20 protein-coding genes, 2 tRNA genes, 1 rRNA gene and 1 riboswitch are annotated in these 25,602 nt (G+C 62.8%); of the genes, 11 read left to right on the top strand and 12 right to left on the bottom strand.

What is annotated here, in order from left to right:
* Positions 1 to 303: 303 nt before the first annotated feature.
* From BLR13_RS13625 to BLR13_RS13635, 3 genes are all read right to left on the bottom strand, one after another.
* Positions 304 to 379, bottom strand: a tRNA-Ala gene (locus BLR13_RS13625).
* Between the two features lie 35 nt (positions 380 to 414).
* Positions 415 to 491: transfer RNA gene (locus BLR13_RS13630), tRNA-Ile, on the bottom strand.
* Positions 492 to 737: 246 nt separating this feature from the next.
* A 16S ribosomal RNA gene (locus BLR13_RS13635) occupies positions 738 to 2,228 on the bottom strand.
* A gap of 885 nt (positions 2,229 to 3,113) precedes the next feature.
* Here BLR13_RS13635 and BLR13_RS13640 point away from each other — a divergent pair.
* From BLR13_RS13640 to BLR13_RS13655, 4 genes are all read left to right on the top strand, one after another.
* Positions 3,114 to 5,189 carry a M23 family metallopeptidase gene (locus BLR13_RS13640; protein WP_074823225.1) on the top strand — a complete coding sequence of 692 codons (2,076 nt, stop codon included), beginning with the start codon at positions 3,114 to 3,116 and terminating at the stop codon, positions 5,187 to 5,189.
* Positions 5,190 to 5,344: 155 nt separating this feature from the next.
* Positions 5,345 to 6,976, top strand: coding sequence for an SMP-30/gluconolactonase/LRE family protein (locus tag BLR13_RS13645; RefSeq protein ID WP_074823222.1), 1,632 nt, complete (start codon positions 5,345 to 5,347; stop codon positions 6,974 to 6,976).
* A gap of 242 nt (positions 6,977 to 7,218) precedes the next feature.
* Positions 7,219 to 7,578 (top strand): SPW repeat protein, encoded by a 360-nt coding sequence (locus BLR13_RS13650; RefSeq protein ID WP_074823219.1) that lies wholly within the window; start codon positions 7,219 to 7,221, stop codon positions 7,576 to 7,578.
* Positions 7,579 to 7,643: 65 nt separating this feature from the next.
* On the top strand, positions 7,644 to 7,919 hold the full coding sequence (locus tag BLR13_RS13655; RefSeq protein ID WP_074823216.1) for a hypothetical protein: 276 nt from the start codon (positions 7,644 to 7,646) through the stop codon (positions 7,917 to 7,919).
* Between the two features lie 91 nt (positions 7,920 to 8,010).
* On the opposite strand, the gene clpB is transcribed toward BLR13_RS13655, so the two are convergent.
* Positions 8,011 to 10,650: an ATP-dependent chaperone ClpB gene (clpB, locus tag BLR13_RS13660; protein ID WP_074823214.1), complete on the bottom strand. Its 2,640-nt coding sequence runs from the start codon at positions 10,648 to 10,650 to the stop codon at positions 8,011 to 8,013.
* Between the two features lie 221 nt (positions 10,651 to 10,871).
* On the opposite strand from clpB, the gene BLR13_RS13665 reads away from it, so the two are divergent.
* Both BLR13_RS13665 and BLR13_RS13670 read left to right on the top strand, forming a co-directional pair.
* On the top strand, positions 10,872 to 11,648 hold the full coding sequence (locus tag BLR13_RS13665; protein WP_074823212.1) for an MOSC domain-containing protein: 777 nt from the start codon (positions 10,872 to 10,874) through the stop codon (positions 11,646 to 11,648).
* Positions 11,649 to 11,735: 87 nt separating this feature from the next.
* Positions 11,736 to 12,755, top strand: coding sequence for a YeiH family protein (locus tag BLR13_RS13670; RefSeq protein WP_074823209.1), 1,020 nt, complete (start codon positions 11,736 to 11,738; stop codon positions 12,753 to 12,755).
* Between the two features lies 1 nt (position 12,756).
* Here the strand turns inward: BLR13_RS13670 and BLR13_RS13675 are convergent, their stop codons facing one another.
* Positions 12,757 to 13,452 (bottom strand): TIGR02594 family protein, encoded by a 696-nt coding sequence (locus tag BLR13_RS13675; RefSeq protein ID WP_074823204.1) that lies wholly within the window; start codon positions 13,450 to 13,452, stop codon positions 12,757 to 12,759.
* A 227-nt stretch (positions 13,453 to 13,679) separates the two neighbouring features.
* Between BLR13_RS13675 and BLR13_RS13680 the strand changes: the two genes are divergently transcribed.
* Positions 13,680 to 14,546, top strand: coding sequence for an alpha/beta fold hydrolase (locus tag BLR13_RS13680; RefSeq protein WP_074823201.1), 867 nt, complete (start codon positions 13,680 to 13,682; stop codon positions 14,544 to 14,546).
* Between the two features lie 88 nt (positions 14,547 to 14,634).
* Here the strand turns inward: BLR13_RS13680 and metW are convergent, their stop codons facing one another.
* On the bottom strand, positions 14,635 to 15,303 hold the full coding sequence (gene metW / locus BLR13_RS13685; protein WP_074823199.1) for a methionine biosynthesis protein MetW: 669 nt from the start codon (positions 15,301 to 15,303) through the stop codon (positions 14,635 to 14,637).
* A 1-nt stretch (position 15,304) separates the two neighbouring features.
* Positions 15,305 to 16,522: a homoserine O-acetyltransferase MetX gene (gene metX / locus BLR13_RS13690; RefSeq protein ID WP_074823194.1), complete on the bottom strand. Its 1,218-nt coding sequence runs from the start codon at positions 16,520 to 16,522 to the stop codon at positions 15,305 to 15,307.
* A gap of 84 nt (positions 16,523 to 16,606) precedes the next feature.
* Positions 16,607 to 16,686: riboswitch (SAM riboswitch) on the bottom strand.
* 183 nt (positions 16,687 to 16,869) lie between these two features.
* On the opposite strand from metX, the gene BLR13_RS13695 reads away from it, so the two are divergent.
* From BLR13_RS13695 to BLR13_RS13705, 3 genes are read left to right on the top strand one after another with little or no spacing between them, the layout of a single operon-like run.
* Entirely contained in the window at positions 16,870 to 17,718 is an 849-nt protein-coding gene (locus BLR13_RS13695) for a chorismate mutase (RefSeq protein WP_074823191.1), read from the top strand.
* Positions 17,719 to 17,775: 57 nt separating this feature from the next.
* On the top strand, positions 17,776 to 18,873 hold the full coding sequence (gene hisC / locus BLR13_RS13700; protein WP_074823189.1) for a histidinol-phosphate transaminase: 1,098 nt from the start codon (positions 17,776 to 17,778) through the stop codon (positions 18,871 to 18,873).
* Positions 18,874 to 19,815 (top strand): prephenate/arogenate dehydrogenase family protein, encoded by a 942-nt coding sequence (locus BLR13_RS13705; RefSeq protein WP_074823186.1) that lies wholly within the window; start codon positions 18,874 to 18,876, stop codon positions 19,813 to 19,815.
* A 718-nt stretch (positions 19,816 to 20,533) separates the two neighbouring features.
* Here BLR13_RS13705 and BLR13_RS13710 read toward each other — a convergent pair.
* The 5 genes from BLR13_RS13710 to BLR13_RS13730 form a co-directional block, all read right to left on the bottom strand.
* The gene (locus tag BLR13_RS13710; RefSeq protein ID WP_143039740.1) at positions 20,534 to 20,782 is read right to left on the bottom strand and encodes a hypothetical protein; all 249 of its coding nucleotides are present in this window, start codon (positions 20,780 to 20,782) and stop codon (positions 20,534 to 20,536) included.
* 94 nt (positions 20,783 to 20,876) lie between these two features.
* Positions 20,877 to 21,395 (bottom strand): hypothetical protein, encoded by a 519-nt coding sequence (locus tag BLR13_RS13715; RefSeq protein ID WP_197679548.1) that lies wholly within the window; start codon positions 21,393 to 21,395, stop codon positions 20,877 to 20,879.
* Between the two features lie 15 nt (positions 21,396 to 21,410).
* Complete coding sequence (locus BLR13_RS13720; protein ID WP_074823177.1) at positions 21,411 to 22,955, bottom strand: hypothetical protein; 1,545 nt, start codon at positions 22,953 to 22,955, stop codon at positions 21,411 to 21,413.
* A 191-nt stretch (positions 22,956 to 23,146) separates the two neighbouring features.
* On the bottom strand, positions 23,147 to 23,374 hold the full coding sequence (locus BLR13_RS13725; RefSeq protein ID WP_074823174.1) for a hypothetical protein: 228 nt from the start codon (positions 23,372 to 23,374) through the stop codon (positions 23,147 to 23,149).
* A gap of 273 nt (positions 23,375 to 23,647) precedes the next feature.
* Positions 23,648 to 24,835 (bottom strand): DUF2125 domain-containing protein, encoded by a 1,188-nt coding sequence (locus tag BLR13_RS13730; RefSeq protein ID WP_074823171.1) that lies wholly within the window; start codon positions 24,833 to 24,835, stop codon positions 23,648 to 23,650.
* A gap of 165 nt (positions 24,836 to 25,000) precedes the next feature.
* On the opposite strand from BLR13_RS13730, the gene BLR13_RS13735 reads away from it, so the two are divergent.
* Positions 25,001 to 25,600 carry a gamma-glutamylcyclotransferase gene (locus BLR13_RS13735; protein WP_074823167.1) on the top strand — a complete coding sequence of 200 codons (600 nt, stop codon included), beginning with the start codon at positions 25,001 to 25,003 and terminating at the stop codon, positions 25,598 to 25,600.
* Positions 25,601 to 25,602: the final 2 nt, after the last annotated feature.

Consider the following 25,602-nt stretch of genomic DNA (forward strand, 5'->3'; position numbering starts at 1 on the left):
CAGCTTGCTTCGTAAGATCAACCCGATGGCGAGGCGGTCAAGCTTCACCAAAAAGATCATTTACAACTCACTCACCTCACTCATCTTGCGATGAGTTCGATGCGCGAGCGCCGAAATGACCTGGAGATTATGAATTGGATTCCGCAAATTGCTTTGCAGATCCAAAACTCGGATCAATCTCCTCTTTACGATGTCAGAAATCCCGCACGCACATCCCGTAGGATGCGACATGCGAAGTGATGTTTCGCGGACGATGTTTCGAAGCGCCTTGCTGAAAGCAGAGCATCGGTCTTCAATTCCATCTGGTGGAGCCAGACGGGATCGAACCGACGACCTCATGCTTGCAAAGCACGCGCTCTCCCAGCTGAGCTATGGCCCCGTACCAGAAGACGAATGCTTCGCACTCGATCAAAGTGGTGGGCCTGGGAAGACTTGAACTTCCGACCTCACGCTTATCAAGCGCGCGCTCTAACCAACTGAGCTACAAGCCCTAACGCTTTTCCCTTGATAGGGCTCAGCGACTTGCTCGCGCGCAATCGGCTCGCGCCAATGCATCGCACCAGCGCAAGACTCATCGCACAGCGCAAAGTCCTGGCGCGTGTTCGTCCGCGAAGAAAGAGAAACGTAGACGGCGAAATCCCGCCAATGCAGCTCAACAATCCTGACGATCGTTGGCCACTGATGTTTCTAAAACGATCCGATAGTTAGCCGAAGCTAAGCTGAAGGATCATCCTTAGAAAGGAGGTGATCCAGCCGCAGGTTCCCCTACGGCTACCTTGTTACGACTTCACCCCAGTCGCTGACCCTACCGTGGCCGGCTGCCTCCCTTGCGGGTTAGCGCACCGTCTTCAGGTAAAACCAACTCCCATGGTGTGACGGGCGGTGTGTACAAGGCCCGGGAACGTATTCACCGTGGCGTGCTGATCCACGATTACTAGCGATTCCAACTTCATGGGCTCGAGTTGCAGAGCCCAATCCGAACTGAGACGGCTTTTTGAGATTTGCGAAGGGTTGCCCCTTAGCGTCCCATTGTCACCGCCATTGTAGCACGTGTGTAGCCCAGCCCGTAAGGGCCATGAGGACTTGACGTCATCCCCACCTTCCTCGCGGCTTATCACCGGCAGTCTCCTTAGAGTGCTCAACTAAATGGTAGCAACTAAGGACGGGGGTTGCGCTCGTTGCGGGACTTAACCCAACATCTCACGACACGAGCTGACGACAGCCATGCAGCACCTGTCTCCGGTCCAGCCGAACTGAAGAACTCCATCTCTGGAGTCCGCGACCGGGATGTCAAGGGCTGGTAAGGTTCTGCGCGTTGCGTCGAATTAAACCACATGCTCCACCGCTTGTGCGGGCCCCCGTCAATTCCTTTGAGTTTTAATCTTGCGACCGTACTCCCCAGGCGGAATGCTTAAAGCGTTAGCTGCGCCACTAGTGAGTAAACCCACTAACGGCTGGCATTCATCGTTTACGGCGTGGACTACCAGGGTATCTAATCCTGTTTGCTCCCCACGCTTTCGTGCCTCAGCGTCAGTATCGGGCCAGTGAGCCGCCTTCGCCACTGGTGTTCTTGCGAATATCTACGAATTTCACCTCTACACTCGCAGTTCCACTCACCTCTCCCGAACTCAAGATCTTCAGTATCAAAGGCAGTTCTGGAGTTGAGCTCCAGGATTTCACCCCTGACTTAAAGACCCGCCTACGCACCCTTTACGCCCAGTGATTCCGAGCAACGCTAGCCCCCTTCGTATTACCGCGGCTGCTGGCACGAAGTTAGCCGGGGCTTATTCTTGCGGTACCGTCATTATCTTCCCGCACAAAAGAGCTTTACAACCCTAGGGCCTTCATCACTCACGCGGCATGGCTGGATCAGGCTTGCGCCCATTGTCCAATATTCCCCACTGCTGCCTCCCGTAGGAGTTTGGGCCGTGTCTCAGTCCCAATGTGGCTGATCATCCTCTCAGACCAGCTACTGATCGTCGCCTTGGTGAGCCGTTACCTCACCAACTAGCTAATCAGACGCGGGCCAATCTTTCGGCGATAAATCTTTCCCCGTAAGGGCTTATCCGGTATTAGCACAAGTTTCCCTGTGTTGTTCCGAACCAAAAGGTATGTTCCCACGCGTTACTCACCCGTCTGCCGCTGACGTATTGCTACGCCCGCTCGACTTGCATGTGTTAAGCCTGCCGCCAGCGTTCGCTCTGAGCCAGGATCAAACTCTCAAGTTGGACTTGAAACTTTAAACCGGCTGATCACAACGTTTGACGAGGTCCCACCATTTTTTGCCAGCCGAAGCTGACAAGCTGCCTGCGATTCACATCGCGGGCAACGATGGTGTAACCTATGTAAACGTGTACCGCCGAAGTCTTTCGTCCGGCCCCAACACTTCAATACTTGCGTATTCAAGTAATCGAGGCCCGCAAGGACTCCGCCGTCCACGTTTCTCTTTCTTCATCTTCACTTGTCAAACAGCCCGGGATCGCTGGGATCCCACCCTTCCACTTCTGGAAGGCTCCGCTACACCCTCATTCCGACGACAAATAACAACCGATTGTTATCGGCTGTTTGAGTCACTCACCGTAATGAGGAGCTTCACGGGCACGACCAGATGCCTTGGCCTCAGAGCCAATGCATCGCCGCGCTCAGTGGCCGGGTTATAGGCCCGCCCTATCGGACCTGTCAACAGCCATCGTCAACAAATTGTCGCATCATGTGGAAGAAATTTTCGGCGCCCAGAAGTCCCTATATTTAGGGCCTTTGCGCCGCACTTGAGCCACAATCCTGCGACGTTCTGACGATATGGTATGCATCGAAGCACCGGATGCCAGTGGGGGCTGCCGGTGTCGATCTACCAGGGCGATCTTCTTTCTACCCGGGAATGGCGATTTTCACGTGAACCCGTCGCCTTTCCCTCGCGGCCGAGAACTTCGAGAGATTTGCACACCATTGACGTTCGAGACTCCGGCCGGTCTTCTTCTGGCCTCTGATTCCCGAATATTTATGCGTGCGGCACGCCATGCTCCGGGATCGCTCCCGATAAAGGGGCGAACAATGCGGTTCTGGAACGGGCGAAGGTCTTGTCGAATGTGGATGGAATTTGGGGGGATACGGGGTTGAGCCAGAAGGCGTCACGCGGGAGCGGCTATGGACGCGAGACCGGGATCATCGATCTCGGTCACGAGCCGCCACTTTCCGTCGATGGCTCCGAGGCCGCGGTAATCGATCGCCGCCGCGTCTCCGTACAATGGTTTAGCGGCACTATCCTGACTGGTCTGTGCGGCGCAGCTCTCATCGGCGGCGCCGTTTTTGCGTCGCTCGACGGCGAAATGACCTTTGCCAAGGTTCCGGAACGCGTCGAAGGCGCCTTGCGCGGCGCGTTCGGCGCCAACGACCGCACCGTCAGCCTGCACAAGAGCGACCGGCTGCCGCCGCCCGGCGAATCCAGCGCCTCGCGCAACGTGGTGCGGGTATCCACCGTCACCCGCGTCGGCAACCGCGACGTCATGCGGGTGCGGCCGTTCATCCGCATCTCCGGCAACCTGTCGATGACGACAAGCGACCTTTCCGCGAAAATCCCGCCGTTCAACGCCCAGCGCATGCTGACCGATGTCGGCAGCGCGGCGCCGGCCGCCTCCGACGATTCGAACACCGCCGACGCCGCCGAACCCGATGCCGAGGTTTCCTTCGTCACCAAGGACCTCGCCACCGTGCTGCCGAAGGCAAAACTCGCGGCCGTGGTCGCGCTCGACGAAATCCTGCTGCGGGTGCGCGACGCCGCAAACTGGCGCGGCGCCGGCGCCGGCGTGCGCTACACCGCGCTCGCCAACGCCACGGCCGACGCCAGCGGCGGCCAACCCGATCTCAAGCTCGCTTATGCCACCGAGGGCAACGTCTCTGATCCCTATGCCGGGTTTGAAACCCGCGTGGTGCCGGAAAACGTCACCCTGCTGGCCAAGACCAAGGAACAGATCACCGGCGGCAATCCCTCCGGCGAACGCGTTCATGTCGTGAAAAAGGGCGATACCGTCACCTCGGTCCTGCGTGATCAGGGCGCCACCCCCGATGAGGCCAAGGCGATCGCGGCCACCCTCGGTCCCCGCGGCCGCGATGGCGGCCTGAAGGAAGGCCAGAAGCTACGGATCCTGATGGCGCCGGCAAGCCCCGGACCCGGGGTCCGGCTGCAGCCCTTTCGCGTGATCGTCGCCAACGACACCACCATCGAAGCCGTCGCCGCGCTGTCGGACATCGGCAAATATGTCGCCGTCGACGTCCAGAGCATGAATACTATCGCCGAGCCCGCCGACAGCAAGGACGACGACGATGATGATGACGGCACCGGCGTCCGGCTCTACCAGAGCATCTACGAGACCGCGCTACGCAACAAGGTGCCGGCAACCGTCATCGAGGACATGATCCGGATCTACTCCTACGACGTCGATTTCCAGCGCAAGGTACAGCCCGGCGACTCCTTCGACGTGTTCTATGCCGGCGAAGACGAAGGCGCGGCGATCACCGAAAAGACCGAGGTGCTGTTCGCGGCCCTCACCGTCGGCGGCGAAACCAAGAAATACTACCGTTTCCAGACCCCCGACGACGCCGTGGTCGACTATTACGACGAGACCGGCAAGAGCGCGAAGAAGTTCCTGGTCCGCAAACCCGTCAACAACGCCATCATGCGCTCGGGCTTCGGCGGAAGGCGCCATCCGATCCTCGGTTACGTCAAGATGCACACCGGCGTCGACTGGGCCACCTCCTACGGCACGCCGATCTTCGCTTCCGGCAACGGCGTGCTCGAAAAGGTCGGCCCCGAGGGCGGCTACGGCAAGTATATCCGCATCAAGCACAACAACGGCTACGAGACCGCCTACGGCCACATGTCGGCCTTCGCCAAGGGCATGGAACCCGGCAAGCGGGTACGGCAGGGCCAGGTAATCGGCTTTGTCGGATCGACCGGCCAGTCGACCGGACCTCACGTCCACTACGAAATTCTGGTCAATGGTCGCTTCGTCGACCCGCTGCGCGTCAAGCTGCCGCGCGGCCGCTCGCTCGAGGGGCCCATGATGGCGGGCTTCGAGAAAGAACGCGATCGCCTCGATGCCCAGATGAGCAACCGCGGCAATGCCGCGCGCGTCTCCGATGCGACCGGTACGGCCGGCGCACCGCCGGTGCGACAGGTCAGCAACCGCTGAATTTTCGATAAGATCCTGACGAACTGAAATCACCGGCCCACGATGCCGTGTGTCGATTTTGTGGCTGCGGCACAGTGGTTTTCGCGACAGGTTTCGTTTGCCAAACCGTCATCCTGGACGAATACTCTCCCCCAAAATCAACGGGAGGTAGCGTCATGACGAGCAGGCTTGCATGCAGCACGACTGTTGCTGCGATTATTTTCTGTACCACCACGATCAGCGGCGCTTCGGCCCAGACCTATGAGGTCACGCAACTCGTCCCCGGTTCGGCTTTCCATGGCGTGCACGGGCTCGGCATCGACAAGTCCGGGCGCCTGTTCGCCGGCAGCGTCGCGGGTGCCGCGCTCTACGAGGTCGATCGCGCCAATGGCACGGCAAAGATTGCGATCCCGACGCCGGAAGGCATGGCCGACGACATCGCTTTCGCCCCCGACGGCACCATGGCGTGGACCGGCTTTCTCACCGGCGACCTCTACGCGCGCAAGGGCGACGGCCCGATCAAGAAGCTCGCCTCGGGGCTATCAGGCATCAACTCGCTCGCCTACCGCAAGGACGGAAGGCTGTATGCGACGACCGTCTTCCTCGGCGACGCCCTCTATGAGATCGACGTCGAGGGCGTCAAACCGCCGCGCAAGATCATGGAGAAGATGGGCGGCCTCAACGGCTTCGAATTCGGGCCGGACGACATGCTGTACGGCCCGTTGTGGTTCAAGGGCCAGGTCGCCAAGGTTGACGTCGACAAGGCCGAACTGACGGTGGTTGCCGACGGCTTCAAGGTTCCGGCGGCGGTCAATTTCGATTCCAAGGGCAATCTCTGGGTGGTCGATACCGCGCTCGGGCAACTGGTTCGGGTCGATCCCAAATCCGGCACCAAGAAGATGGTCGCACAGCTCAAGCCCTCGCTCGACAACCTCGCGATCGACGACAAGGACCACATCTTCGTCTCCAATATGGCCGATAACGGCATTCAGGAGGTCGATCCGGAAACCGGCGCCGCCAAACAGGTAATCTCAGGCAAGCTGGCGCTGCCCGGCGGTATCGGCGTGGTCTCCGACGGGGACAAGGACACCATCTATGTCGCCGACGTATTCGCCTACCGCACCGTCGACGGTACCACCGGCGAAGTCTCCGAGCCCGCCCGCATGCATGCCGACGGCGTGACGCTGGAATATCCGATGAGCGCCACGGCCAAAGGCAACGACGTGCTGCTGTCAAGCTGGTTTACCGGCACGGTGCAGGTGATCGACCGCAAAACCGGCAAGACCACCGAGATGCTGCACGACTTCAAGGCGCCGCATGATGCCATCAGGCTCAGCGACGGCAGCATTCTGGTCAACGAGCTCGGCAGCAAATCGCTGATCCGCGCCTCAGGCGAGCACGGCAAGGACCGCACGGTCGTGATCGGCGGCCTCGAAGGTCCGGTCGGGCTGGTCGCGGGATCCGGCGGCGCGGTCTATCTGACCGAAGCCTTTTCCGGGCAGGTGTCGAAGGTCGAAAGCAACGGCGAGAAGACCGTGGTCGCCAAGGACCTGAAAATGCCGGAAGGCATCGCGCTGGCGCCCGACGGCAAGCTGGTCGTCGCCGAGGTCGGCGCCAAGCGCATCGTCCAGATCGATCCGGCGAACGGCACCGTCACCGAGATCGCCGCCAATCTGCCGATCGGCCTCGCCGGCGCCCCCGGCGGATTGCCGACCAACATCCCGACCGGCGTCGGCGTCGGCGCATCGGGGGTGATCTATTTCTCGTCCGATATCGAAAACGCGATCTACAAGATCACGAAGAAGTAGCCGAAGCGTATCGGCGACCTCAAATCGCCGGTCATCCAGCACACGCCGCCGCCCCGGTTCCGTCACGGGCGCGGCGGCGCGTTCCGCAGGAACACAGTCTTGCACTCCTTCAGGAGCTGGCCGTCCGGCACGGACCGCGACCGCCCGGCTCATTTGTTTCATCAAATGTTCCGCTATCGTGGAACCCAAACGGCCGGTCCCCCGTTAATTTCCGTTGGCAAATCTTCAATGGAGGATGTGTCATGGAAAATTGGACGAATGCAAAATTGTGCGACGTCGCCAACCTTGTCCTCGGCGCGATTCTGGTCGCTTCGCCGTGGCTATTCGGCTTCGCCGCCGGAAGAGTCTCCGAGAACGCCACCATTTCCGGCCTGGTCATTGCGATTCTTGCGATCGCAGCGCTGGCTGCGTTCGCGGTCTGGGAAGAGTGGCTGAACCTGGTCGTCGGATTGTGGACGCTGGTATCGCCTTGGGTATTGGGCTTCCAGGGAACCACAGCCATGACGGTTCATGTGCTGATCGGCGCCGCCGTGGCGCTGCTTGCGGCGATCGAAATCTGGATGATCACCCAGAACCCGCCGCGGCTTACCACTGGCCGATGAGACGTTTGCGCGCCCGGTTCGCCGTCATCGACGGCAGGCGGCGCAGCCTCACGGAATGAGCAGCCATGAAACGCGTTACTCGGGACGATGTTATCAAGGCGATCAGCGGAGCTGACGATGTCACCATCGCTCAGATCATCGGGATCGGCGCGAGCGTGGACGAGCTGGCAGAAGCCCAGGCCTGGATGATTAATGACGAGCCGCTGCTGAATGCCGGCAAACCGCTCGCAACCGGCCGCGTTCGCGAACTGGTCGATATCCTCTCTGAGCTTGAGCCGAGCGAGGATGAGGATGACAGGGGCGGCCCGGCGATCGGCAGCCCGACAATCGATCAGGCCTGACGGAACAGCAAACCCGCCTGGATGCACCCTGTGCTGACAGGATGCATCCAATCGCCTGATCGATTGCCTGACACTTGGCCTAACACTTGGCCTAGTTCAGCTTCCGTTTCGGGACCGGCGCCTCGAATGGCGCGATCTCGGCGGTTTGAGGCGCCTTGCCGTTGAAGGTCAACACGTTGCCCTCGGTAGAGATCACGACGCGATCGCCATCCTTGACCTCGCCGGCCAGGATCATCTCCGCCAGCGGATCCTGCAGGCTGCGCTGGATCACCCGCTTCAGGGGCCGGGCGCCATAGGCGGGATCCCAGCCCTTGGCCGCCAGCCAGTCGCGCGCCGCGGCATCGAGCGTGAGCACGATCTTGCGCTCTTCCAGCAGCTTCTGCAGGCGAGCGAACTGGATCTCGACGATCCGGCCCATCTCGCTCTTCTGCAGGCGATGGAACAGGATGATCTCGTCCACACGGTTGAGGAACTCGGGCCGGAAATGCGCACGCACCGTGCCCATCACCTGCTCGCGCACTTCGGAGGTGTCCTCGCCTTCCGGCTGGTTGACCAGGAACTCCGAACCGAGGTTCGAGGTCATGATGATCAGCGTGTTGCGGAAGTCGACGGTACGGCCCTGGCCATCGGTCAGGCGGCCGTCGTCGAGCACCTGCAGCAGCACGTTGAAGACATCGGGATGCGCTTTCTCGATCTCGTCGAACAGCACCACCTGATAGGGCCGCCGCCGCACCGCTTCGGTCAGCGCCCCGCCCTCGTCGTAGCCGACATAGCCCGGAGGCGCGCCGATCAGTCGCGATACCGAATGCTTCTCCATGTATTCGGACATGTCGAGGCGGACCATCGCGGTCTCGTCGTTGAACAGATATTCCGCCAGCGCTTTCGTCAGCTCGGTCTTGCCGACGCCGGTGGGTCCCAAGAACATGAACGAGCCCATCGGCCGGTTCGGGTCCTGCAGGCCGGCGCGCGAACGGCGCACGGCGGTCGCCACCGCGCGCACAGCCTCAGCCTGGCCGATCACGCGGTTGCCGAGACTGCCCTCCATTTTCAGGAGCTTGTCCTTTTCGCCTTCCAGCATCTTGTCGACGGGCACGCCGGTCCAGCGCGACACCACCTGCGCGATGTGGTTGGCGGTGACCGCCTCCTCCATCATTTCGCCGGGATTTTCTTTGGCCTCGGTATCGGCGAGCCTTTTTTCGAGCTCGGGAATCCGGCCATAGGCCAGCTCACCGGCGCGCTGGAATTCGCCGCGGCGCTGCGCGTTGGCGAGTTCGATCCGCAGGCCGTCGAGTTCGCTTTTCAGCTTCTGGGCGTTGGAGAGCTTGTTCTTCTCCGCGCTCCAGCGCGACGTCAGCGCCGCCGATTTCTCCTCGAGATCGACGAGCTCCTTCTGCAGCGTCTGCAAGCGGCTCTTCGAGCCGGCATCGGTTTCCTTCTTCAGCGCCTCCTGCTCGATCTTCAGCCGGATGATTTCCCGATCCATCGAATCGAGTTCTTCCGGCTTGGAATCGACCTGCATCTTCAGCCGCGCCGCCGCCTCGTCCATCAAATCGATGGCCTTGTCGGGCAGGAAACGGTCGGTGATGTAGCGGTTCGACAGCGTAGTCGCCGCCACCAACGCGGAGTCGGTGATGCGCACGCCGTGGTGCTGCTCGTATTTGTCTTTCAGGCCGCGCAGGATCGAGATGGTGTCCTCGACCGTGGGCTCAGAGACGAAGATCGGCTGGAACCGGCGCGCCAGAGCGGCGTCCTTTTCGACGTGCTTGCGATATTCGTCGAGCGTGGTGGCGCCGATGCAATGCAGTTCGCCGCGGGCCAGCGCCGGCTTCAGCAGGTTGGAGGCATCCATCGCGCCGTCGGCCTTGCCGGCGCCGATCAGCGTATGCATCTCGTCGATGAACAGGATGATGCTGCCTTCGGCCGAAGTGACCTCCTGCAGCACGGCCTTCAACCGCTCCTCGAACTCGCCGCGGTATTTGGCGCCCGCGATCAGCGCGCCCAGATCGAGCGACAGCAGCTTCTTGTCTTTCAGGCTTTCCGGCACGTCGCCGTTGAGGATCCGAAGCGCCAGACCCTCGACGATCGCGGTCTTGCCGACGCCGGGCTCGCCGATCAGCACGGGATTGTTCTTGGTGCGGCGGGAGAGCACCTGGATGGTGCGGCGGATTTCCTCGTCACGCCCGATCACGGGGTCGAGTTTGCCGTCGCGCGCGGCCTGGGTGAGATCGCGGGAATACTTCTTCAGCGCGTCATAGGCGTTTTCGGCGGTGGCGCTGTCCGCGGTGCGTCCCTTGCGCAGCGCCTCGATCGCCGCGTTGAGGTTCTGCGGCGTGACGCCGCCCTTGCTCAGGATGGCGCCGGCGTCGCTGCCCTTCTCGAGCGCAAGCCCGAGCAGCAGCCGCTCGACCGTGACAAAGCTGTCGCCGGCCTTTTCGGCGGCTTTTTCCGAAGCGTCGAAGGCGCGCGCCAGATCGGGGGCCAGATAGACCTGGCCCGCACCGCTTCCGGAGACTTTGGGCAGTTTGTTGAGCGCATCCTCGGTGGCTTTGAGGATGGCGCGGGAATTTCCGCCGGCGCGGTCGATCAGACCGCCGGCAAGCCCCTCGCTGTCGTCCAGCAGCACTTTCAGCATATGCAGCGTCGAGAACTGCTGGTGTCCGTCGCGCACCGCCAGCGATTGCGCAGACTGAATGAAACCGCGCGCCCGCTCGGTGTATTTTTCAATATTCATCGTTGATTTCCCTCGGCCTGCCACGACCACCCCTAAGGCATGATTGCGGCATCTTCATTGGGTTTCCGCGCGGCCGCGTTGACATTCCTCAACCGGCCGGCGGTCGTCGCCATCATTTTATAGGCTTGACGCAAATGTGGGCATCGGCGGCCGAAACGGAAGGGGCCGGCCTGCAATTTCGGGGCAGTGGCGGGGCTTGAGGGAATCCCCTACAAGGCCGAATGACCCCGTCCCCCTCGGCCAAGATCGCCGGTATCTACCGCTATCCCGTCAAAGGCCTCTCCCCGGAGCCGCTCGACCGCGCCGAGCTGCTCCCCGGCCAGACCCTGTCGGCCGACCGCCGCTACGCCATCGAGAACGGCCCCTCCGGCTTCGATCCGGCCGAGCCGAAATGGCTGTCAAAGCCGCATTTCCTGATGCTGCAGCGGGACGAATGGCTGGCGCCGCTGCGCACCCATTTCGACGATGCGAGCCACGTCCTGACCATCCGCCAGAACGGCGCGGTCGCGACCGAGGGCGATCTCGAAACATCCGAGGGCCGGACCGCGATCGAGCAGTTCTTTGCCAGCCGATATGCCGGCGAGATCAAGGGACCGCCCAGGATCCTGACCAGTCCGGGCCACAGCTTTTCGGATGTCGCCCGCAAGGTGGTCTCGATCATCAATCTGGGAAGCGTCCGCGCCATCGAGAGCATGGTCGACCACCCGGTCCACCCGCTTCGATTCCGGGCCAACCTCTATGTCGAGGGCTGGCCGGCCTGGCACGAATTCGAGCAACTCGACCGGACGCTCGCCATCGGCGACGTCAGGCTCAAGGTGGTCAAGCGCATCGTCAGATGCGCGGCGGTCAATGTCGATCCCGACACTGGCGCGCGCGACCTCTCGATTCCGAACACGCTGATGCGCCGCCTCGGCCACAACGATTGCGGGATCTATGCCGAGGTCATCTCCGGCGGCAGCATTGGCGCGGGCGATGCGATCGCGCCAACAGAGGAATAGAATTAGCCGCAATTCCGATATCGTCGTCGGGAGTGCGGGAACCGGGGTTGTCCATTGATCCAAGGCGCAATCCGTCTCCTGCCCGGCATGCTGCTCTGCGTAGCCGTAACCGTCGTTGCGATGCTGCTTGAAAGGGTGGAAGTCGAGTTTGCAGGCCAGCCTTATCTGGAAGCGCTGGTGATCGCGATCGTGCTTGGGGTCGTCATCCGAACGGCCTGGACACCCGGCCCGACCTGGAACGGCGGCATCCAGTTCAGCGCCAAGATCTTGCTGGAGGTCGCGGTAGTCCTGCTTGGCGCGTCCGTCAGCGCCAGCGCCGCGGCCGCGCTCGGGCCGGCCCTGATCCTGGGGATCGCCGGCATCGTGGTGGTCGCCATCGCGACCAGCTACGCGATCTGCCGCCTGCTCGGCCTGCCCTTGCGCATGTCTATTCTGGTGGCGTGCGGCAATTCGATCTGCGGCAACTCGGCAATCGCGGCGGTCGCGCCGATCATCGACGCCGACGGTGACGATGTGGCCTCCTCGATCGCGTTTACGGCCGTGCTCGGGGTTGTCGTTGTGCTGGGCCTGCCGTTTCTCGTTCCGCTGCTGAAGATGTCATTGACGCAATACGGCGTTCTGGCCGGCTTGACGGTCTATGCGGTGCCGCAGGTTCTGGCGGCTACCCTTCCGATCGGAGCGCTCAGCAATCAGGTCGGCACCGTGGTCAAGCTGGTCCGCGTGCTGATGCTAGGCCCGGTGGTGCTCGGCCTTTCCCTGATCAGCCGCCGCCTGCCACCCGAACCCCGGGCCGGCTCGAACGTGACCGAGAGCAGGATAGCCAGGCGCTCCGGCCCGGCGCTTCATGAGCTGGTTCCGTGGTTCATCCTCGGTTTTCTGATCGTCGCCGCGATCCGCTCTTTCGGCTTGATTCCGCAAGCCATGCTGGTGCCGCTGGCCACCACGGCCAGCCTTCTCACCACCGTGTCGATGGCCGCACTCGGATTGGGCGTGGATGTGCGGGTCGTGGCCAGCGCCGGTGTCCGCGTCACAGCCGCGGTCACCGCTTCGCTTGTCATCCTGGGCCTCATCAGCCTCGGCCTGATCCGCCTGCTGCAGATCGCCTGATCTAGCCCGTCGGCATGACGTAGGCGTAGATCCGGCCGCGCGAGATCGGCGCTTCCTTGACCCGGTTGCCGTTATTGCCCGAGATCATGATCGGATTTCCGGCCGCATCGATGCCGGTGATGATGCCGACATGGCCGCCGCCGCGCCGTCCCATCACAGCGATGGCGCCGACCTGCGGACCGGAGACGCGCTGGCCGTAATGCGCGAACGAACTCGCCATGTCGGAGCCGGTGCCGCGATAGCCGGAGTGCTGCAACACAAGATTCATGAACCGTGCGCACCACAGGCTGCCGCGGCCGGTCGGATTACCGCCGATGTAACGGCGCGCTTCCGCAACGACGTTCGACGAACCGAAGCTCGACGCCATCGCGCCTCCAGTCGGCGTCAGGGTTGAATTCGGATCAGCGCTTGCGTTCGGTGCGAAGCTTGCATTCGTGTTGGTAAAGCCCCCCGCCTGCATTTGCGCCATCCCGCGCTCCCAGCGCGAAGCTTCCGTCAGGTGCCGACGATGGATGTGGGCGTAATGCCGCCTCGCGTGATGGCCGGCGTGATAGGCGCGCGCATGTCGCCCAGCGCCATGATGAGATCGTGCGTGAGCCGGCGTGACGGATACGGCGATCGACGCCGAACACAGCGCCAGCGCCAGAACTCGAAGCGAGGCACGAAGCGATTGGCGAAACGCAAGCAACTGAACCATGGATTATCCTCTGTAGCACCCCACACCCCCGTCGCGTTCGTGCGAGACCAACGCGGCGGCGGTTTTGAAAGGCGGGGCGTGACGAGAGGAAGATTTCATGTGGCAGTGCGGAAACGATTTCGGGGTCATTCCGCGATGATTCAGTGGCCGGAAGCGATCGATGGTGCCGCATTGCCGCCGCGAGAATTAACTGCAAATCTGGGGCCGGCCAACGAGAGGAAATGCCAATGCCCCATGCCGTTACGAAAGATAATGTCCGCCTGTATTTCGAAGAGGCAGGAAGCGGATCCCCGATTATTTTCCTGCATGAATTCGCGGCCGACCATACCAACTGGGAACCGCAGATGCGCTACTTCTCGCGCGGCCACCGTTGCATCGCCTATTCGGCCCGCGGCTACACGCCCTCCGACGTGCCGCCGACATCGGACGTCTACACCTACCGGCATTTCTACACCGACGCGCTCGCCGTGCTCGACCACCTCGGCATCGCCAAGGCGCATTTCATCGGCCTGTCGATGGGCTCCTATTCGTCGCTTCAGGTCGGCCTCAACGCGCCGCAGCGCGCGCTGTCGATGATGCTGGCTGCAGTCGGCTCAGGCTCGAGCCTCGAGAAGCTCGAGGCCTTTCGCAAGCAGTGCCAGGCCAATGCCGAGCAGTACGAGACAATCGGTTCGGTCGAGGTCGCGAAAGCCACGCGCGAGGCGCCGAGCCGGATTCCGTTTCTGTTGAAGGACCCGCGCGGTCACGCCGATTTCTATGCGGCGCTGGCGCGGCACGACGCCAAGGGATCCGCGAATACCATGCGCAGCTTTCAGGGCGGCCGGCCCTCGATCTACACCATGACCGACGCGATCCGGAAGGTGCCGACGCCGGCGCTGATCCTGTGCGGCGACGAGGACGACAATTGCGTCGAGCCCAGCCTGTTCCTGAAGCAGCACCTGCCGGCCGCGGGGCTGTCGTTCTTCCCGAAGTCAGGTCATGTGCTCAATCTCGAGGAGCCCGCATTGTTCAACGAGATGGTCGAGCGTTTCATTGCGCTGGTCGAGGCCGGGAGGTGGCCGGTGCGTGATCCCCGCTCGATGATGGCGGGGTGATCGTCATTGCGAGCGAAGCGAAGCAATCCATCGCGCCCACGCAACAAGTGTGGATTGCTTCGTCGCTATCGCTCCTCGCAATGACGCGTCACTTCGTTTTTTCAGCCCTGGACAGCAAAAACACGCCCTGCTCGCCGAACATGTTCCAGACCCACCAGGGCAGGTTCAGCGGCACCGGCCGGCCGTAGAGATCGAGCGCCACCGCGCGTTCCATCTTGACGTTGATCTCGTCGCAGAGCTCGACGAAATCCTTGATGGTGCAGAAGTGGATGTTCGCCGTGTCGTACCAGGTCGCCGGCAGGTTCTCGGTGCGCGGCATGTGGCCGCCCACCAGCAACTGCAATCGCATCTTCCAGAAACCGAAATTCGGGAATGAGACGATGGCGCGCTGTCCGATCCGCAGCAGGTTTTCCAGTACCACCTTGGGCTGCCGTGTCGCCTGCAGCGTCTGCGACAGGATCACGTAGTCGAAGGCGTCGTCGGGATAGTTGACGAGATCGGTGTCGGCGTCGCCCTGCACCACCGCGAGCCCCTTGGCGACGCAGCGGTTGACGCCCTCGCGCGACAGCTCGATACCGCGGCCGTCGATGCCGCGGCTCTCGAGCAATTGCAGCAGTTCGCCCTCACCGCAGCCGACGTCGAGCACCTTTGAGCCGGGCTCGACCATTCCGGCAACCAGCAGATGATCGGTGCGGTATTTCCCGATGCGTTCGGGCGCGATGCCGCCGAGCGGCAAAGTCTGTTCCTGCAGCGCCATCTCAGCCACCTGTTGACCCAAGCCCAGTTGAACCAAGTCCACGCGCCTTGCCTGCGGACTCCAGGAAGGCTCGGGATATGTCGAAAAATTCGGGAACGTCGAGCAGGAAGGCGTCGTGGCCGCGATCGGTTTCGATCTCGGCGAACGACACCCGCGCGCTCGACGCGTTCAGCGCATGCACCAGCGCCCGCGATTCCGAGGTCGGGAACAGCCAGTCGGAGGTGAACGACACCACGCAGAAGCGGGTCTTGATGCCGCGAAACGCCTGCGCCAGCACGCCGTTGTGATCGCCGGCAATATCGAAGTAATCCATCGCCCGCGTCAGGTAGAGATAGCTGTTGGCGTCGAAGCGTTCGACGAACGACGAACCCTGATAACGCAGATAGCTCTCGACCTGGAAATCCGCGTCGAACGAGAACGTCGGCAAAGCGCGATCCTGCATCCGCCGTCCGAACTTGCGGTGCAATGCGGCGTCCGACAGGTAAGTAATGTGCGCCGCCATCCGCGCTACCGCGAGGCCACGATGCGGCAGGGTGCCGTTCTCGGCGTAACGGCCCTGGTGCCAGTTCGGATCCGCCATCACGGCCTGCCGGCCAAGCTCGTGAAACGCGATGTTCTGCGCCGAATGACGCGTCGCGCAGGCGGTCGGCATCGCCGAAAACACCCGCTCCGGATAGGCCACCGTCCACTGCAACACCTGCATGCCGCCCATCGATCCGCCGACCACGCAAAACAGCGTGTCGATGCCGAGACGGTCGAGCAGCATCGCCTGCGCGCGCACCATGTCGGGGATGGTGACGACGGGAAAATCCAGTCCCCACGGCTTGCCGGTAGCCGGGTTGGTCGAAGCCGGCCCCGTCGAGCCCATGCAGCCGCCGATGACGTTGGCGCAGATGATGAAGTAGCGGTCGATATCGAGCGGAAGGCCGCGACCGACCATGTTCGCCCACCAGCCCGCCTTGCCGGTCATCGGGTGCACATTGGCGACATGCTGATCGAGCGTCAGCGCATGGCAGATCAAAATGGCGTTGGAACGGTCCGCGTTCAGTTCGCCATAGGTTTGATAGGCGATCTGGAACGGCGCGAGATCGATGCCGCAATCGAGTTTGAGCGGCTGCTCGATGCCGAACTTCGCCAGCAGCGACGTCGGATGGTCGGCCTCGTGGGCGCGATCCTCGCTGTGGATCGATGGGCTGGGTATCGACTGCACGTTGGTCATATCGGCACCGATCCTCCTCGCGGAGGCTCTCCAGACAGAATCAGGCCAATAAAAAACCCGGCCTGAAAAAAGGTTCGGCCGGGATCACTTCTGTCCCCGGCCTGTTTAGCGAATTGTTTTACGTGGCTGCAAGCCGGCCGGCTCAAATGACCACGGAGAAGCTCAAAGCTAGTCCGAAGCGGGCATTTCGTCAAGGCAGGCCCTTGGTTAACAGGGCGGGCCGGCCTGATGGCGCGGCGGCGCCCTTGCGTCATCTCGAACCATGGGGGAGAACGGGTTTCATCCTGCGCGCCGTGGCGTACGCGCCGCGCTGCAGGATAAGGCAACGCTCTCGCTAGGTTATTCGCATGTCCAAGGCCCCCCCGGCTCCGCCCTCGCTGCAGGAGCTGCGCAAAGAGATCGACAGCATCGACGAGCAGGTCCACCGCCTGCTGATGGCGCGAGGCGACATCATCGACCGGCTGATCCAGGTCAAGCAGACCCAGGAAGTCGGCTCGGCGTTCCGCCCCGCGCGCGAGGCCTCGATGATGCGCGAGCTGGTGCGGCGCCATCGCGGCATCCTGCCGCTCGACACCATCGAGAGCATCTGGCGCGTCATCATCTCGACGTTCACCTATGTCCAGGCGCCGTTCGCGGTGCATGCGGATGTTTCGGTGAGCGAGCCCGCGATGCGGGATTCGGCGCGGTTTCATTTCGGCTTCGTCGTGCCCTATGTCGCGCATTTCAGCGCCCAGGCCGCGGTCGAGGCGGTGGCGAAATCCAAGGGCGATCTGGCGCTGGTCTCGGCGATCTCGAGCCGCACGCCATGGTGGATCGCACTCGAAGCCGACGGCGCGCCGAAGATCATCGCCCGCCTGCCGTTCCTGGAGCGCGCCGACCATCCGGCCGCGCTGCCGGTGTTCGTGATCTCGCGGGTTGCCGACGACGCCATGGTGACCGAGGTCCAGATGTGGAGCGTTCGCGTCTCCGGCTGGAACGCGGATATTGCGCGCGCGCTGGCGCCGCTGGCCGAAATCGTTGCCGTGCCCGATACCGCTTTCGACGGCGCGGCGCTCCTGGTGTCGGATGCCGGCACTGGCCTTGAGAAGATCAAGATGGCCCTGATTGCGGCCGGTGCGTCGGTGCGCTCGTCGGCCCTCGTCGGCAGCCATGCAACGCGCTATACGGTGCCCCCGAACGGGGCCGCCAGATCTTGAACTGCCAGATCCTGAACTGCCAAATCCTGAAACGACCCTGAATACCCGGAGTTGACGATGTCCCGCCCCGTGCCGAATCCCGGCATTCTCGATATTGCGCCCTATACGCCCGGCAAGACGCCGGTGCCTGAGCCGGGCCGCAAGGTATTCAAGCTGTCGGCCAACGAGACCCCGTTCGGACCATCCCCCAAAGCCAAGGAAGCCTACAAGCAAGCTGTCGCAGGCCTGGAGGATTATCCGGAAGGAACGTCGCGGGTGCTGCGCGAAGCGATCGGCCGTAGCTTCGGGCTCGATCCCGATCGTATCATCTGCGGCGCCGGCTCGGATGAAATCCTCAATTTGCTGGCGCACACCTATCTCAAGCACGGCGACGAGGCGATCTCCACCGCCCACGGTTTTCTGGTCTACCCGATCGCGACCATGGCGAATGGCGCCAAGAACGTCGTCGCGCCCGAGACCGACTTCACCGCCGACGTCGATGCGATCCTCAAACGCGTGACGCCGAAGACCAAGCTGGTGTGGCTCGCCAACCCGAACAATCCGACCGGCACGTATATCCCGTTCGACGAGGTCAAGCGGCTGCGCAGCGGACTTCCGCCGCATGTGCTGCTGGTGCTCGACGCCGCCTATTCCGACTACGTGTCGCGCAACGACTACGAACTCGGCATCGAGCTGGTGGCGACCAACGAAAACACCGTGGTGACGCATACCTTTTCCAAGATTCACGGGCTCGCCGCCTTGCGGATCGGCTGGATGTTCGGCCCCGCCAACATCATCGACGCCTGCAACCGCATTCGCGGACCGTTCAACGTCTCGACCCCTGCGATGCTGGCCGCGGTCGCCGCCATCGAGGACACCGCGCATGTGCAGATGTCGAAGGCGTTCACCGAGCAATGGCGCAACTGGCTGACCGAGGAAATCACCAAGCTCGGCCTCAAGGTGACGCCGAGCGTCGCCAACTTCGTGCTGATCCATTTCCCGCTCGACAACGGCAAGACCTCGACCGAGGCCGACGTGTATCTGACCAAACGCGGCCTGGTGCTGCGCGCGCTGAACAATTACGGCCTGCCGCATTCGCTGCGCATGACCATCGGCACCGAGGAAGCCAATCGCCTCGTCGTCGATGGCCTGCGCGACTTCATGGCGGGCAAGTAAGTGAGCGCCGCGCCGCTGTTCAACCGCGTCGCGCTGATCGGCTTCGGGCTGATCGGCGGCTCGATCGCGCGCGCCGCGCGGGCCCAGGGGCTTGCCGGCGAAATCGTCACCACCGCGCGCTCGGAGAAGACCCGCGCGCGAGTGGCCGAACTCGGCATCGTCGATGCCGTGGTCGCGACCAACGCGGAAGCCGTGAAAGACGCCGACCTCGTCATTCTCTGCATTCCCGTCGGCGCCTGCGGCCCCGTGGCGCAGGAGATCGCGCCGTTCCTCAAAGCCGGCGCCATCGTTTCCGACGTCGGCTCGGTCAAGGGTGCGATCGTCCGCGAGATCGCGCCGTATCTTCCCGCCAGTGCGCATTTCGTGCCGGCGCATCCGGTCGCCGGCACCGAGCATTCCGGCCCGGATTCCGGCTTCGCCGAACTGTTCATCAACCGCTGGTGCATTCTCACCCCTCCCGAAGGCACGGACGCTGCCGCCACCGAGCGCCTGCGCGCGTTCTGGGCCGCCATGGGCGCCAAGGTCGAGATCATGACGCCCGACCACCACGACCTGGTGCTGGCGATCACCAGCCATCTGCCGCATCTGATCGCCTACACCATCGTCGGCACCGCGGACGAACTCGCGCAAGTCACGTCGTCCGAAGTCATCAAGTTCTCCGCCGGCGGCTTTCGCGACTTCACCCGCATCGCGGCTTCCGATCCGACGATGTGGCGCGACGTGTTTCTCGCCAACAAGGAAGCCGTGCTGGAAATGCTCGGCACCTTCAACGAGGACCTCTCGAAACTCACCCGCGCGATCCGCCGCAACGACGGCGAGGCTTTGTTCGAACACTTCACCCGCACCCGCGCCATCCGCCGCGGCATCGTCGAGATCGGCCAGGATTCGGCGGCGCCCGATTTCGGCAGGCCGCATGCGAATCTGGCGAAGAAGCCGGAGTGAGTGCACGACTTTATCGCCGCGCGAAGAATCCTTCAGGCGTCGTCCCGGCGAAGGCCGGGATCCATAACCACAAATCTCGATTGCTGAAAGAAAGCCGTCGACCATCTCGCTAGACAATCTCCGCCGCAGCGTATGGGTCCCGGCCTTCGCCGGGACGACGATAGATACGACTTCTCATTCTCGCGGCGCGATGCGCCCGAAGTTTTGCTGGAAACCTTGCCCTCTGAAACGGAGGGCGCGGGGAAGACCGGGTGCGCGCCGCACCCGCGGTCTTGCGTGCGATAGATGCAACAAGATGTGCACGCAAGCATACAGGTTTGGCGGAGGCATCCGGCCTTCCCTGCGCAATGGCTTTACGGCTTATACGATTTCGTCCTGGTGACCGGCTCTTGCCACCATCATCCGCTGGAAACGTTAGCTCCCCACCGACTTGACGCCAGCACCGGGGCGTCGGACCCAAACGATTTCACCGTACGCAACAGCAGCGTTCGTCTTCGCCGCCATCACGTCCACCGCTCCCTGCCCCTCGTTTGCGACGATGGCCTACGCCCCTCTGGTGGGACAGGATGGCGGGAGTCCTAAATCTGATTTGCCCGACGGCCCAAGCGGAATATTTTTATTCGAGGGGCTGGACAGACTTTTGGTGATTTGCCCGTCGTGCCAATTTGTCGCGGACCTTGTGGGTTGCGTCGTCGGGCAAATCACCCCGTCGAACGCCTCAGTTCACATGGCCCGAACGGGCATGCCTTGCGCGATGCGGCCTGACAGTCACCACCCGGTCGGTGTCGGCGCGGTACGCGGCCAGCGCATCCGCTGCCGGACGCGGCGATCCGGCGCGAAGCACGTCGCCGTCCGGATGATAAAACGCATACGCGCCGGGCTCCTGAATCGCGGCCTGGGCAAAAGCTGTCGTTGCTGACGCCGCCGATAGAACCAACGTAGCGGCTAATATCCTCAAACCAGTCATTTGTTCTCTCCATCCATTCGACCCGTCGCACGCGGCGGATGCTTGAAACGATGATGAGGAGATGTGCGTCCATTGGCCTTCGGCCAGAGCGAGTTCAATCACAGTGCCGCGACTGCTGCCTCTCCCGTACTTTACCGCCATCGATCACGGCGCGTTGCGCGACGCGCGAACTTGCGCGCTGCCGTCCGATGAACCCGGCGGTAACTTGCATGGTCACGCCGCCGAGCCACCACGAGGTCACCACGAATTCCCAGACGCGTTGCGGGGCTTCATCGAACACGAGCGCGTACACCGAGACCAGCGCGGCCATCGTCGCCAGGAACGTACCGGCGGCGCTCAGCATTTCGACGGCATCGACGCCTTCGCGTTCGGAAACCTGCCTGGCCGGCGGTCGCGGAATATCGATCCCGAGATAGAATCCGGTTATGCCGGCCAGCACCATCAACGCGATGAATCCGCCCGAGTCGAACAGGCCGACATTGGCCTTGGACATCTGTGCGGCAACGAACGTGCCGCACATCGCGCCCGCCATCGCGAGGGCGCTGCGCTCGATCACGTGCGCGAGCCGGCTGATCAAAACATAATCCTGCATCGGGGTATTTCCCTCTCGCATGACACACTCCTGTTGTCAGAACGGATAGTAACGAACCTGGGTCATGACGATGTGATCGTCGGTCTTCGGCGCGCCGCCGACGCCCGCGAACGCAAAGCGCTGGTTGTAGGAATACTGCACGCCGAACTTGACCGCGCCGTAGTCGCCCTTCAGCACGGTGTCGTAGAAACCCGCGGTATATTGCCGGACTTCCGAGGTGTTGCCGTTGCAGGTGGCGGCCGGCGAGTTTTCGATATTGCAGCCGGTGTTGTTGTAGAGCGGATTGCCGTAACCGAACGGCACCGTGCCGACGTTGGAGAAGGTGGCGCGGGTTTTTTCCAGGCCCGCATAGGCATAGAGGTCGAGCGACGGCGTGGTGTGCCAGACGGCGCCCGCCTGCAAAGCGGTGATCGGAAGCACCTGCATCGAACCGTCCTGCCGCAACGTCACGTCCGGGAACGGCGCCGCGGTAAAGCGGCCGAGCGCGCCTTGCGCCGCCGAGAAGGTCAGATCCACCGTCTTCGGGATGACTTCCAGCGCCAGATGGCCGCCGTAGCTCACGGTGCCGATATTGTGGCTGGCGAAATTGAAGCGATCGTAGAACTCGCGGTACAGCACCCAGCCTTCGGCATGAAATTTGGTCGGCCCGAGCCGCGGATCCCAGGCCGCCTTGATCGTCACGTCGGGCACGCGGTTCAGGCTGAGATTGTTGGCATTGTTGAAGAAGCTGCCGCCGGGGCCGGTGAGGTTGATCAGCAGATTAGGGTTCAGCACGCCTTGCGGACCCGTCGCCGGCGTGCCGACGAACGGCACGTTGCCGCCGACGAAAGATGTCGCGGCGTTTTCCGCCGACAGCGCCAGCTTGAATTCGGGTCCGAAATCCTTCCAGACGCGGACGCCGGGCTGGCGCGCGGCGAGGAAGCCGGGCACGGATTCGAAATCGATCACGCCTGGCGCGTCGACCGCGCGCGGATCGATGCCGACCCGGCTCGGCGCATTCAACGACCAGGATTGTCCGGCGAGAAAATGCAGGCCGAGATCGGTGCGATCGATCTCGAGGCTGGCCTGCCGCATCCGCGGATTGAAGGAATTGGTCGCAACCGAGTTCGCGGTTTGCGCAGCACCTTCGAAATCGATTTCGCCGTAGCCCGCCAGATGCGTATCGGCGCCGGCATCGGCTTCGGCCAGCAGCGAGAAGCGGGTTTGCCGCGCCGAGAACCGCGTCTCCGGCGTATTGAAGTTCTTGCTCTGCCGGAACGGGATGAACGCATAGACCGAGCCGGTGTCGGAGGCGAGGTTGCGGCTGCGGTAGATGCCGGCGAAATCGACCCAGCCACCGAATGTCAGCGTGACGCCCTTGTAGCAGACCTTGCCGGCGGGGCACGGATCGAACGGCGACGGCGCCTTGGTGGCGATCTTCGCCTGCGCCTGCTGCCTGCGCCCTTGATCGTCGATGCGCTGCTCGAGCTGCTTCAGCCTCGCCTGCAGCGCGTGAATTTCCGTTTGAGCGTCGTCTGCCGCGAACGCCTGGCCAGCCGAGAGCGCGACACTGCCGAGCAAAATACCCCAGAGTATTTTCACGTTAACCTCCCATGCGAGGATGTTTCCTCAGAAGGAGAGAGCGGCGGTCGCGTGCCGATATTCGCGGGTTCACGGCGTTTTCGTTTCACAGTTTTGTGCGGGAATATTTCGGAATCAGAACAACAGCACCGCGCAAACGACGCGGGCTCAGCCCTCACGGGCTGAGCCCGCCTCGATTCGAAGCGCTGATCTCACTTGACGGATCGGACCTGCCGCGCCGGCAGCAGCGGATGGCGCATCATCAGCCGCGGCGCCATCGCCTGGGCATCGGCCGGCGGCCTCGACGATGCGATGCCGAGATCACCATTCGGATGATAGAATGCGTACATTCCCGGCTCGTCGATCACATGCGCCGATGCCGAAGATGCGATCAACGCCGACAGAATGGTCGCCGCGGCAAGAAATTTGAAACTGGTCATCTCTGCTCTCCTCGTTATCGACCCACGGTGATGTCAGTGGATCGTCGGAGAGCAAGACTTCGATCGGCGACGCAACATTCCCGGCGCGCCATCACGGTTTGGCGAGCGGGAGTTTACCAGGGTCGATTGGTTTACTTGTAGATGGGTTGAGCGGAGCGAAACCCATCGATTGCGCGGCACGAAGGTGATGGGTTTCGCTGCGCTCAACCCATCCTTGCTACGAACAATTTCGCAACATTGGCGGTTGTGGACCCCGGCGTTCGCCGGGACGGGTCAAAACAGCGGCGGAAGCTGCGCGACCTTGATCGGGCCGAAAAACACCGCGCCGTCGACGAAGCGCAGCGGGAAGGCGCGGGCCTTCTTGCCTTCGAGTTCGGCCGCGGTGCCGAGCGAGTTGATGCCGGCGGCGACGCCGACATTGGCGTTCTGCTTGACGACCTTGCCGAGACCCGGGATTGCCTTGTCGAGCGCGCCGAAGAGATTGTTGAGGTCCTGGCTCTTGACGCCGGGCGCGACGCGATCGAGCGTCGCCTGCGGCACGCCCTCCTCCAGCATCTTCTCGATCCCCAGCGCCGGAATCACCTTCTCGATTCCGGCAACCGTCATCTGCAGTTCGCCGTCGATCCGGCCGTTGGCGTTGAGGCCCAGCGTGCCCGCGGCAATCGCGATCAAGTCGCCCTGCTGGATCCGCGACCGCACGATCTCGACATGGCCGCCGGCGGCCTGGATCTCGCGAAACCGTTCCGGCCACGGTTTTGGCGAAAAATCCTTCAGCCCGCTCAATTTGGTTTGAACGTCGGCATCGAACGGCTGCGCTAACAGCGGATGCACTTCCTGGATGGTGCCGCCGGCGATCTGCAGCACGGTCTCGATCACCGGATGATCCTGCGGCGAACCCTCGGCGATGCGGCCGTGCAGTTCGACATGGCCGGCCTTCGCCAGCGGCGTCTGCACCGGGCCGTTGACGCGGTCGATCGCGGGATTGTCGAACACGATGGAAGCGCGCTGCGGATTGTTCGGCAGTCCGGTGATGCTGCTGCGGCCAGTGGTCCAGTTCACCTTCATCGACGGCGGCTGGCCGCGATCGGCAATCGTCGCCGGCGGCTTGAAGTCGGCAATCAGCAGGTTCGGCTGGTAGATCTGCGCGATCACCATGATTTCGCTCAAGCGCGCGGTGAAGGCCGACGGCGCGCCCGCCGTCTGCGACACCAGCGCCACGCTGGCGTCATCACAGCTCACTTCGAGCCGGAACGGGTAGCCGGCGACCGAGCGCTTGCCGCAATCATAGACCCGGCCGGATTTGGCCTCCCTGGCCCGCCAGGCGTCGGCACGGGCGCCGACCTCGGAGGCCGCATAGAACCAGAACGCGCTCCAGCCGATGGCGGCGACCACGAGCAGAGCGGGCATGATGAAGAGGCGCCAAAGCGGGCGACGGCGCGGTGCGGGGGTCATGTCAGGCATGCGGCGTCCTTTGGCCGTTGATTTTGTCAAATGTAAGCGCTTGGACATCACAACAAAAGGCGCTGAATCCACTTCGCATTGTCGCCTTGTTCTGGTAGCGGTCCTTGTTTGACGCGCTTTCTTAACGCGAACCGGCGTCCACTTCGCTCGAAAACGCTTTGCCAAATGTCCTCGATTACCTTGCAAGATACGGAATTCCCGACAGGCGACCTCTGGGTGTTCGGCTACGGCTCGCTGATATGGCGGCCGGGCTTCGAATTCATCGAACGGGTCCCGGCGCGGCTGATCGGCGAGCACCGCGCGCTCTGCGTTTACTCCTTTGTTCACCGCGGCACACCGGAAAAGCCCGGCTTGGTGCTGGGGCTGGATCGCGGCGGCGCCTGCCGCGGCATCGCGTTCCGGGTCGCGGAAAAGCACCGCAGCGCCACCATCGCCTATTTGCGCGAACGCGAGCAGGTCACCTCGGTCTATCGCGAAGTGAAACGTTCGGTGTGGCTGGAGAACGAGGCGCGTCAGCGCGTCAGCGCGCTGGCCTATGTGGTCGATCGCGGCCATGTGCAGTATGCCGGGCGGCTGACGCTGGCGGAGCAATTACGTCATGTACTGCAGGGCCACGGCCAATCCGGCATCAACCGCGACTACGTTCTGGCCACCGTAAAGGCGATCGAGGCGGAAGGCTTTCGCGACCCGCAACTGCATCAGCTCGCCATGATGCTGCACGACCAGCATGTGCCGGCGGCGCGGGACAGCAAGAGCAACCTCTGAAA

Origin of the sequence: Bradyrhizobium ottawaense, assembly GCF_900099825.1 — a bacterium.
GTDB classification, from domain to species: Bacteria; Pseudomonadota; Alphaproteobacteria; order Rhizobiales; family Xanthobacteraceae; genus Bradyrhizobium; species Bradyrhizobium ottawaense_A.

Excerpts from the sequence above, each read along its gene's own strand:
- metX (WP_074823194.1), bottom strand. The coding sequence starts at position 16,522 with ATGACCAACGTGCAGTCGATACCCAGCCCATCGATCCACAGCGAGGAT.
- BLR13_RS13650 (WP_074823219.1), top strand. The coding sequence starts at position 7,219 with ATGGAAAATTGGACGAATGCAAAATTGTGCGACGTCGCCAACCTTGTC.
- BLR13_RS13675 (WP_074823204.1), bottom strand. The coding sequence starts at position 13,452 with ATGGTTCAGTTGCTTGCGTTTCGCCAATCGCTTCGTGCCTCGCTTCGA.
- BLR13_RS13680 (WP_074823201.1), top strand. The coding sequence starts at position 13,680 with ATGCCCCATGCCGTTACGAAAGATAATGTCCGCCTGTATTTCGAAGAG.
- BLR13_RS13710 (WP_143039740.1), bottom strand. The coding sequence starts at position 20,782 with ATGACTGGTTTGAGGATATTAGCCGCTACGTTGGTTCTATCGGCGGCG.
- BLR13_RS13665 (WP_074823212.1), top strand. The coding sequence starts at position 10,872 with ATGACCCCGTCCCCCTCGGCCAAGATCGCCGGTATCTACCGCTATCCC.
- BLR13_RS13730 (WP_074823171.1), bottom strand. The coding sequence starts at position 24,835 with ATGCCTGACATGACCCCCGCACCGCGCCGTCGCCCGCTTTGGCGCCTC.
- hisC (WP_074823189.1), top strand. The coding sequence starts at position 17,776 with ATGTCCCGCCCCGTGCCGAATCCCGGCATTCTCGATATTGCGCCCTAT.
- BLR13_RS13725 (WP_074823174.1), bottom strand. The coding sequence starts at position 23,374 with ATGACCAGTTTCAAATTTCTTGCCGCGGCGACCATTCTGTCGGCGTTG.
- BLR13_RS13670 (WP_074823209.1), top strand. The coding sequence starts at position 11,736 with ATGCTGCTCTGCGTAGCCGTAACCGTCGTTGCGATGCTGCTTGAAAGG.
- BLR13_RS13715 (WP_197679548.1), bottom strand. The coding sequence starts at position 21,395 with ATGCGAGAGGGAAATACCCCGATGCAGGATTATGTTTTGATCAGCCGG.
- BLR13_RS13695 (WP_074823191.1), top strand. The coding sequence starts at position 16,870 with ATGTCCAAGGCCCCCCCGGCTCCGCCCTCGCTGCAGGAGCTGCGCAAA.
- BLR13_RS13735 (WP_074823167.1), top strand. The coding sequence starts at position 25,001 with ATGTCCTCGATTACCTTGCAAGATACGGAATTCCCGACAGGCGACCTC.
- BLR13_RS13645 (WP_074823222.1), top strand. The coding sequence starts at position 5,345 with ATGACGAGCAGGCTTGCATGCAGCACGACTGTTGCTGCGATTATTTTC.
- metW (WP_074823199.1), bottom strand. The coding sequence starts at position 15,303 with ATGGCGCTGCAGGAACAGACTTTGCCGCTCGGCGGCATCGCGCCCGAA.
- clpB (WP_074823214.1), bottom strand. The coding sequence starts at position 10,650 with ATGAATATTGAAAAATACACCGAGCGGGCGCGCGGTTTCATTCAGTCT.
- BLR13_RS13655 (WP_074823216.1), top strand. The coding sequence starts at position 7,644 with ATGAAACGCGTTACTCGGGACGATGTTATCAAGGCGATCAGCGGAGCT.